This is a genomic window from Paenibacillus sp. P4_A7 (assembly GCF_056402455.1).
In genome coordinates, this window is sequence record NZ_JBFUHJ010000219.1 from 1 (window position 1) to 8,857 (window position 8,857).

Annotated in this window: 7 protein-coding genes and 2 pseudogenes; 4 read left to right on the forward strand and 5 right to left on the reverse strand. The window is 44.6% G+C overall.

The features are described 5' to 3' along the window. Together AC1DWN_RS21210 and AC1DWN_RS21215 are read right to left on the reverse strand one after the other, a co-directional pair. Positions 1-338, reverse strand: a pseudogene (locus AC1DWN_RS21210) (putative bifunctional diguanylate cyclase/phosphodiesterase); the annotation flags it as partial. 157 nt (positions 339-495) lie between these two features. Next, positions 496-876, reverse strand: coding sequence for a DUF423 domain-containing protein (locus AC1DWN_RS21215; protein ID WP_477560894.1), 381 nt, complete (start codon positions 874-876; stop codon positions 496-498). Positions 877-1,117: 241 nt separating this feature from the next. Between AC1DWN_RS21215 and AC1DWN_RS21220 the strand changes: the two genes are divergently transcribed. After that, a complete protein-coding gene (locus AC1DWN_RS21220; protein WP_477560895.1) occupies positions 1,118-1,441 on the forward strand; it encodes a hypothetical protein in 324 nt (107 codons plus the stop codon). Positions 1,442-1,545: 104 nt separating this feature from the next. Here the strand turns inward: AC1DWN_RS21220 and AC1DWN_RS21225 are convergent, their stop codons facing one another. Together AC1DWN_RS21225 and AC1DWN_RS21230 are read right to left on the reverse strand one after the other, a co-directional pair. After that, entirely contained in the window at positions 1,546-4,638 is a 3,093-nt protein-coding gene (locus AC1DWN_RS21225) for an AAA family ATPase (RefSeq protein WP_477560896.1), read from the reverse strand. Next, positions 4,635-5,810, reverse strand: a complete 1,176-nt coding sequence (locus tag AC1DWN_RS21230) for an exonuclease SbcCD subunit D (RefSeq protein ID WP_477560897.1) — start codon at positions 5,808-5,810, stop codon at positions 4,635-4,637. The genes AC1DWN_RS21225 and AC1DWN_RS21230 overlap by 4 nt, the downstream gene beginning before the upstream one ends. 252 nt (positions 5,811-6,062) lie before the next feature. Here AC1DWN_RS21230 and AC1DWN_RS21235 point away from each other — a divergent pair, with 252 nt between their 5' ends. The 3 genes and pseudogenes from AC1DWN_RS21235 to yhbH all read left to right on the forward strand — a co-directional run bounded on the left by AC1DWN_RS21235 (position 6,063) and on the right by yhbH (position 8,115). Next, positions 6,063-6,227: a hypothetical protein gene (locus tag AC1DWN_RS21235; RefSeq protein ID WP_477560900.1), complete on the forward strand. Its 165-nt coding sequence runs from the start codon at positions 6,063-6,065 to the stop codon at positions 6,225-6,227. Next, positions 6,214-6,753 (forward strand): annotated as a pseudogene (locus tag AC1DWN_RS21240) (MFS transporter); the annotation flags it as partial. The gene AC1DWN_RS21235 and the pseudogene AC1DWN_RS21240, both read left to right, overlap by 14 nt. Before the next feature lie 198 nt (positions 6,754-6,951). Next, positions 6,952-8,115, forward strand: coding sequence for a sporulation protein YhbH (gene yhbH / locus AC1DWN_RS21245; protein WP_477560898.1), 1,164 nt, complete (start codon positions 6,952-6,954; stop codon positions 8,113-8,115). A gap of 213 nt (positions 8,116-8,328) precedes the next feature. Here the strand turns inward: yhbH and AC1DWN_RS21250 are convergent. Continuing rightward, on the reverse strand, positions 8,329-8,857 hold a 529-nt coding region (locus AC1DWN_RS21250; protein ID WP_477560899.1), incomplete at its 5' end, for a copper homeostasis protein CutC.

Sequence of the window (8,857 nt, forward strand, 5' to 3'; positions counted from 1 at the left end):
GCTTCATTCATCTCTATTACAATACCGCTTCGATCCAGTATCGCAAGAGGGACAGCCTCAGAACGAAGTAAAGTTTCAACGATTGCCGTATGATAATTACGGAAGCTTGCCGCTTGTTGGCGCTTTAAGTAAACAATAATTGCAGTAACGATTAACGATGCTGCAATGGCCATAGCGATCCATTTGTACATCGGATTAGAAATAACTAGAATAGAAATCACAACCCAAACCATTGCAAGTGCAACAAGAAGTGCACTAATTATCCACGGCTGGTTTAACGACATTGAGATCAGCTTTCGTTTCCGCATTTTAGGCAAACCATTCATCCTCTTTGTCACGCACCAACGTCCTTCCTCTAGTTCGAGTCAAGTGTGTGTTCGCTCTATTATAAACGATGAGAGGATTTCGGTATAGAAATATTTGCTAAAATCTTTTTATTATTTGTAAAATAACTAGTTATATTGTCGAAATCGCCCTAGATATTACTTATTACCATTATTTTCGAGCAGATTTCAAAGCTGCCATAACAACACATATCCAGCCTGTAATTATTGCGACACCACCGAAAGGTGTAATAATACCTAACTTGCTCAAGTCCGTAAGTGCCAGAACATATAAGCTCCCGCTGAACAATACCATCCCTGCCAATATGAGACGAGCACCATTTAAAACAAGCTTGCTCTCGTTTATTTGCTTAACAAGGAGTGATATGAGCATTAATCCAAGTGCGCTGTACATATGATATCTAACGCCCGTTTCGAACACCTCAAGCATATGKCTGTCAATTCGATCCTCAAGTCCGTGTGCGCCGAAAGCCCCAAGAGCGACAGCAAGCGCAGCATTTATAGCGCCAATTGCAAAATATTTTGGAAACATATAGTATTCAACCCTTTCATTTTTGTGTATAATTTTACCTAATTAGGTAAAGGAGACGATTAAAATAGAAGACGAACGTAACAAATTCAATGATTCACAAAATTTCAATAATGTACAACAATCCAATGCGCCATACCCTCAAGGACCAGGTTTTTCAACTAATTCGCAGCTTGCTAATAGTCCGAAGAAACAGTCAGGACTCGGTATTGCCTCATTTATAATTGCTTTAGTATCCATCATATTGATCGTAGTCGCAATCGTAGTTGCAGCAACAACAGCTGCTGACGTCATCAACTCGGGAGAAATATTTAATACTGACGATGTTCAGTCAATGGAAGAAGAAGCATTAATCCCATTTATGGTTGTCGGTTTAATAATAATAGCTGCAATTGGAATTGCATTTATAGGTTTGGTACTTGGCATTATAGGTGCCTTCTCCAAAACCCGACGCAAAGTATTTAGCATAATCGGAATTGTGCTAAATGGCATCATCTTTATCGGTGCCATTGCTCTAATATTTATTGGGTTGGCGATAGGTGCAACGAATGCAAGTTCTTTTGTTTAATGCTTTCTTTCGTATAAAAAGACATTTCAAAATGATAAGTGTAGACAGTCTGCTTCCGACTCCTTTGAGTACGTGAAGCAGACTTTTTTATGCTGCATTGATTTTTATTTCACTGTAATTGAAGTACGGCTAAAGCCTTCCTTTGTCTTCTTTACTTCAAGACAGGCGGGAAATGTATCCTTTAGCTCCTGTACATGTGAGATAACACCGATCATTCTTCCCGCTCGCTGCAAATCAACAAGCGCAGTAATTGCTTTTTGCAACGATTCCTCATCCAATGAGCCAAATCCTTCGTCAATAAACATCATTTCGATCGTTACGCCGCCTTGATGGGATTGAATAACATCTGTCATCCCTAGTGCCAGACAGAGGGAGGCATTAAACTTTTCCCCTCCTGACAAAGTTTTCACATCTCTATTTTGTCCGGTATAAGCATCATAAACATCGAGTCCGAGACCACTTTGCTTGCCGCGATTTTCAAGACGATCACTTCGCTGCAGCGTAAATTGCCCATTAGATAAATCACGGAGCCTAACATTCGCTGCATATAAAATATGCTCCAAAAACTCTATAAGAATGTACCTTTCGAATGAAATCTTCAAGGCGTTATCACCTTTGAGCATATAGAATACGTCCATGACCTCTTCTAGCTTTCCTTCAAGTAGCTTCACATTTTCATAGGATCGACTGATTGAAGCCGCCAAACGCTGTGCTTCTTGACCTGTTCGGAGCGCAGTTTGCGTATTAACCAGTGCTTGCTCCAATTGCTGCTTCAAAACAAGATGCTGTTCCTGCAGCACATTGATATCAATTCGTTGTTTTCCTACCAGCTCACTCCGCAGCTCAAGCAATTGCTGATTTAACAAAGTGACTGCTGAACGATAAGACTCGATATCCTTCTTAAGCGAGTCTCTTGCTGTCTCCGTCAATGCCGCTTCTCGATACTGTGCGGCGGAAGCAAATCCAGCTTTTAATAATTCCTCTATTTGACGCTCCTGCGCAGCCTGCTTATTACCTTCCGCCTCAGACTGCTGAATCTCTGCTTGGCTGACATATGCCTTATGCTCAGCAAGCTTTGTACTCATTATTTGAAGCTGCTCCTGAGCGACCTTCCAYGCGGCAGTAAGACGCTCTGTGAGGTCTCTCTGCTCGTTCAGCTTTGCCGTCATTTGAGGCTGGGAGCGCAGATGATCCGGAATTCGATCAAGCTCCTTTTGCAATACTGATTGCTGAGCTGTACGCTTAATAATCCGCTCTTGCTGCTCCAGCTGAAGCACCTCCTTATCAAGCAGATGCTTCTCTAGTGACTTCTCCTGCTGCTCCAATTGTGCTTTAAGCTCTGGAAGCTGCTGAGCTTTGAGCTGCAATCGATCCGTCTCTTCCTTCAGCTCGCGCCATAGCTGCCTCAGTTGCCCCTGTTGCTCCTCCAGCTGTGCCGCAGGTAAACCTGACTCAGCCAGCTCTGCTACCCCTTCTTCACGCGTTGCGGAAGCCGCGGCGGCCTGAGCTCTTGCCTGCATCAGTTCACTTTCTACAACTGTTAACAATTCCTTCGATTGCTGCAGCATCTCGCGTGAAGGAATTTGGGCTTGATTAACTGCCTTCTCGGGATGATTCTCACTCCCGCAAACCGGACAAGGCTTTCCATCGTGCAAATGAACGGCTAGTAGCGATGCTTGACCTTCTACCCATTTGGTTTCCAAGCGTTCATGCTCCACCTTTGCCTTGGCTAGAGCCTGTGAACCATCTACTTCCAGCTGTGCGAATCGCGAAATCTCTTTCTCGACATCAATTAACCGTTTCAGTTGTTTGCCTTGCTGCTCAATTTGTCTCAGCTTGTCCAACTTTTCTTGCCAACCACTCGTTTCCGATTCGGTTACCTTAATTTGCGTATTTGTAGCTTGTTTCTTTTCACGAAGCTGAACAAGTGTTGCATCAGTTGCATCCAGCTTGGCGGCGCAGCCTTTCTCCTCCTGCACCAACCTCTCGATTGCTTGCTGTTGACTAGCTAATGTCTGTACGATTGGAGCAAGCTCAATCAGCTTGTTTAGTTCACGCTCAGCTTCACGACGTTCATCTTCACGCTTCTCCTCGCCGTGAAACCTTTCTACCGCTTGTGCGTGCGATTGCTCAACAGAAGCAAGCTCACTTCGCCTAACGACTAGCTGCTTCATTTTCACTTCCGCATCAGCAGCAGCGCGTACGGCTTGCTCTTCATAAGGCGTCAAATGTGCCGCCTTCTCTGCTAGCGCTAGCCGTTGTTCAGACAGCGCATATTCGCCTTTACGAGTGTCTAATTGCTCAATTTGAGCTAATTTCTTATCCAGCTCTTCATGCTTAGCGTTCAACGAAATGGCCTCTCGCAGTCTCAACTCCTGCTCATCAAGCTGAACCGTCAATATTCCCTTTTGAGCTTCCGCCTTTACCGCAAGCTCTGCATAATACGCAACTTCAAGCTGCAAGGCTTCCGTTATTTGACCGGCACTGTATACCTCCTGCTCTAAGGTACGTTGAAGCTGGCTATCCTCGCGCATCGGCAGCGTTTCCTCTGCCTGCCGCATATAGCTGCTTGTATCAGTCTTTGCAGCCTTTAATTGATCCTGCATCTCACGGTTTTTTTGCTGAAATCGGTATTCCAGCTTCTCATACAGCTCCGTACGGAAAATTCGCCGTAATATTTCTTCCTTATTATCGGTGTCCGACGTTAGCAATTTTCGGAATTCTCCCTGCGGGAGCATGACGATCTGGCTGAATTGCTCCTTCGTCAACCCAATGATCGCCTCAAGCTTAACATTCACATCAGAGACGATAAATCGATCAACCGCTGGCACTGCCGCTCCACTTGTCGTCTCATACAGCTCAGCCTTACCACCAGTTTCACTTTTATTTGAACCTTTGCGATGCGGCATTTGACGCAAGACCATATAACTTCTTCGCCCAATAGCAAACTCAAACTCGACGGCAGTATGCATATCCTCATCAGCAAAATGGCTTCTCAGCATACGTGAGTCAGACCGATCCTCTCCACTTGCCGTACCATAGAAGGCAAAGCAAATCGCATCAAAAATAGACGTTTTCCCGGCACCGGTATTACCTGATATTACAAACAATCGGCGATGCTCGAGCACACTAAAATCAATTATCTCTGTATCCCGATAGGGTCCAAAGGCTGTCATCGTTAATTTAAGCGGCCTCATATAATATCACCCTCCTCGCGCATGAGCTCCGCATAGGTATCCGCAAACAATTGCTTTTTAGATTCAGAAAGGGGAGTCCCTTTAACTTCCATATAAAATGCTGAAAACAGCTCAATGGGATCCGCTTCACGCCGTCCTCCTCCACTGCCAGTTCCCTGAGCGCCCTCAGAACTGCCTAAACCTCCATCCGTAGACGAACGACGTTCTACATGCAGCGCATTCGGATAAACCGCACGCACCTTTTCCATCGGAAACAGTACAGGATTATCGTTAAGCAAAGTTACAAATACATAATCCTCATTCACTTGATGTGTTTCTAGCTCTTCTATTGAAGCGGAAACTCTCCGCATATCACGAAGCGGCGTTAGCTCCCGCTTCTCGATCYGAACCTCACCTGCCTCATCAAGCTCGATGATATAATATCCTTTTATATGCTTTTCCTCTGAAATTGAATATTTAAGCGGTGATCCTGCATACCTTATCGAATCATTCCGAACAAAATGCGCCTGATGCAAATGACCAAGCGCTGTATAATGGAAATTCTCGAAATAAGCAGCGCTAACATGCTCCGCACCGCCGATCGACAACGGTCGTTCAGAATCACTCGTATTGAGCTCTGGCTCCCCAGCTGTCGTTACGAATGCATGACCTATAAACACATGCCTAGCTGTGGGGTCCATAACGTCTTTCAGCTTTGTGACAATCGCACGCATTGCGTCATCATGCGATCGAATAGATTCATCACCAAATTGATTTCTAACCTGAGCAGGATCTGCAAATGGTACGAGATGAAAATGTACCTCGCCGTAAGCATCTCGCAACACGACAGGTTTCAATTCTTCCTTAAGCTGGCCAACCAAATATAAACCGCGGTCTTCCATCATTTTGGTTCCAAAGTTAATTCTATCGGGACTATCGTGGTTGCCTGAAATAGCAAGCACAGGCGTATTCAACTCTATTACGATTCGTCCAAGCATCTCATCCAGCAACTCTACCGCCTCTGTAGGCGGCACTCCACGATCATACAAGTCACCAGCAATAATTACTGCATCCGGTCGTTCAGCTTCTATAGCGGCAAGCAGCTGCTCCAGCACATGTCGCTGGTCTTCCGTCATATATATGCCTTGCACAAGCTTGCCTAGATGCCAGTCAGCGGTATGAAAAAGTTTCATTCGTTTATAACATCCTTTCAAAGCGAATCGACTCTACGCTCACTACTTAAACTCGCGAAATTCTATCTTCTATATTACCATTATCGCTTACCTATCGCCTAATAGATTCACTTCACTCTGCCAGAGTATTGCACTGTTTCTCAATCCGCGCTAAAGTTAAGAGCGTCCTTGCGATAGTCAGCATTAATTATTATTGTTATCAAATATATCTTCTCTATAGTCTATCATTCTTGCGTCGGAGGTCCCTCAATTATGTCTCGTTTTTCTATTGGAAGTGTATCCAAAAACTACATACTGCTTTTAATCGTCATGTTTGGCGGTTTTCTCGTATTCGGCTTCTCTGAAAATGTTAAAGGACCCGCGCTCCCTCGCATGCAATCTGAGTTCACCTTGGACGAAATGCGGCTGGCTCGTTAACTATCTTGAAAAGGCTTATGGCTGGAGCAGCGATGCCTCTGCTGGAATGCTGTCCGCGTTTTTCTTCTGCTTCATGCTGGCCAGGCTGCTCCTTGGACCGTTAACTGATAAAATTGGTTATACGATGTCGCTTATTATTTTGTCAGCAAGATCCGGTATATGCTCAATTGCTGCCATAATAATTGGAGAATCCGGTGCATTTCTGTTCGCACTTGCGGGAATCGGCATTGCACCCATCTATCCTACCGTTATGGCTCTTATTGCAAGACGGTACCCCAATGGGGCAAACACGGCGATTACGTTCACCGTTACGATGATGGGAATAGCTAGTGTCATTGGCAACTTTGCAATCGGAGCCATTACCTACTGGACGAAAAATATTTTCGCTCACAACGAACGCGCAGAAGCTGGACTAATTGCTGGTCTTTAGGCAGGATACTTATTTATTGGTGCCTGTGCATTGCTCTGCTCCGTAACTGCACTCGCACTCTACCGACTACTCAAACGCAGAAATGAGCTGCTTTAGTTTTCTAATCGACTTGAATTTTTTTGAATTTTAATTACAGGAATAGCAAGGCGCTGCCTCTAATATCAGGCAGCGCCTCTTTGTATTGACTTCCTTTAAGCTAGACTCATAGATATGTACTAATTTTCCTTCACATAACCTCCAGACACTTGAATATATTGAATAACAACAAAGAAATAAGCGAGGAGGTGCTCCGAAATGGGTTCATCAGACAACGGAATGTTCATCGTTTCACAGGAGGACTGGTCACTGCATCGCAAGGGGTATCAGGATCAATCCAGGCACCAACAAAAAGTGCGGGAAGCGATCAAGCAAAACTTGYCTGATCTCGTGTCCGAGGAAAGCATAGTTATGTCTGACGGTAAACAAGTTATTAAAGTGCCGATTCGGAGCCTTGATGAGTTTCGATTCGTTTATAACTACAATAAAAATAAACATGTGGGGCAAGGAGACGGTGACAGTCAGGTCGGCGACGTACTCGGCGTCGATCCTTCATCAGCGAAAAAAGGTGGCAAAGGCGAAGGTGCAGGTGATCAGCCAGGCGATGATATTATCGAAGCCGAGATCAGCCTTGAAGAGCTAGAGACTATGCTGTTCGAGGAGCTGGAGCTTCCTTTCCTGAAGAAAAAGGATAAGGATCAACTAGAAACGAAAGATATTCGATTCAACGACATTCGCAAAAAAGGGATTATGTCCAACATCGACAAAAAACGGACGATCATTGAAAACTTGCGAAGAAATGCGACAACAGGGCAGCCAGGCATTCACGGCATTTCACCAGACGATCTACGCTACAAGACGTGGGAGGAAATCATTAAGCCGCAATCCAACGCCGTAATCATCGCGATGATGGATACGTCAGGGAGTATGGGCTCTTTTGAAAAATATGTAGCTCGTTCGTTCTTCTTCTGGATGACACGTTTTCTGCGGCATCAATACGAAAAGGTTGAAATCGTATTTATCGCTCATCACACGGAAGCAAAGGAAGTAACAGAGGAAGAATTTTTCACCAGAGGTGAAAGCGGCGGCACCATTTGCTCTTCGGCCTACATGAAGGCGCTCGAAATTATCGACAGCCGTTTCCCTCCGAACCTGTACAATATTTACCCGTTCCACTTTTCCGACGGTGATAACCTAACGAGCGACAATGAGCGCTGCGTCAAGCTGATCGGTGAGCTTCTAAAGCGCTCCAACCTGTTCGGCTACGGCGAGGTCAACCAGTATAACCGCTCCAGCACGCTTATGTCCGCTTACAAGCATATTAACATGCAGCACTTCATGTATTACGTTATCAAAGAAAAGGGAGAGGTCTACAACGCTCTCAAGTCGTTTTTCCGAAAGCGCGAGGGCGTTATTGGATGATATTATCTAAACAATTGAGTGAATTTGATGAGTGAAAACATTTATGGCGCAATTCTTACAGTCAGATTTATCATATTTTCTGAAAAATGGCGATCAAATAGGTCGCCATTTTTAACTTTCTATATGTATGTTAGTATCGCGTTTTAACCAAGTTCACTGTTTCTTCTTTCGATGTTCATCAATTATTATGGTCTGTCTATTTTCTAATCCAGCTTATTTAAGCCCCTCACGCAATGCAGCAGTTAATATCTGTAACTGAATCAGATCTATTGGTTCCAGACCATTCCTATTTTTACGGATCGCTGAACCAAAATGTACTTCCGTTACGCCCGTTTGCTCTACAAAACTCTCAATCCCCTCTACCTTCAAGCCGCTGCCAGCAAGAATAGTCAGGGAGCTGCCGGATGTCTCCTCTACCAAACCTCGGATAACAGAAACTGACTCCACTGCTGGCTTAAGACCGCCTGACGTTAAAACACGAGAAATTTGCGGATATGTGATCAGCTTCCGAAGTCCTGCTATTTGATCATCCAGTTCGTCAAAGGCACGGTGAAACGTCACATTCATCCCTTGCGTGTATGGTAAAAGCTTTTCAATAAATGATTCATCTATTTGCCGATCAGCTGTCAACGCTCCTATTACGATTCCAGCTGCTCCCACAGAAGAAATGGCTTTAATCTCCGCTATCATTGTTTCGATGTCATACTTGTCATACATAAAAGATCTACTATGTGGCCTAACC

Bases quoted from the DNA above. Each gene is read 5' to 3' on its own strand.
- AC1DWN_RS21235 (WP_477560900.1), top strand. From the start codon at position 6,063: ATGTCTCGTTTTTCTATTGGAAGTGTATCCAAAAACTACATACTGCTT.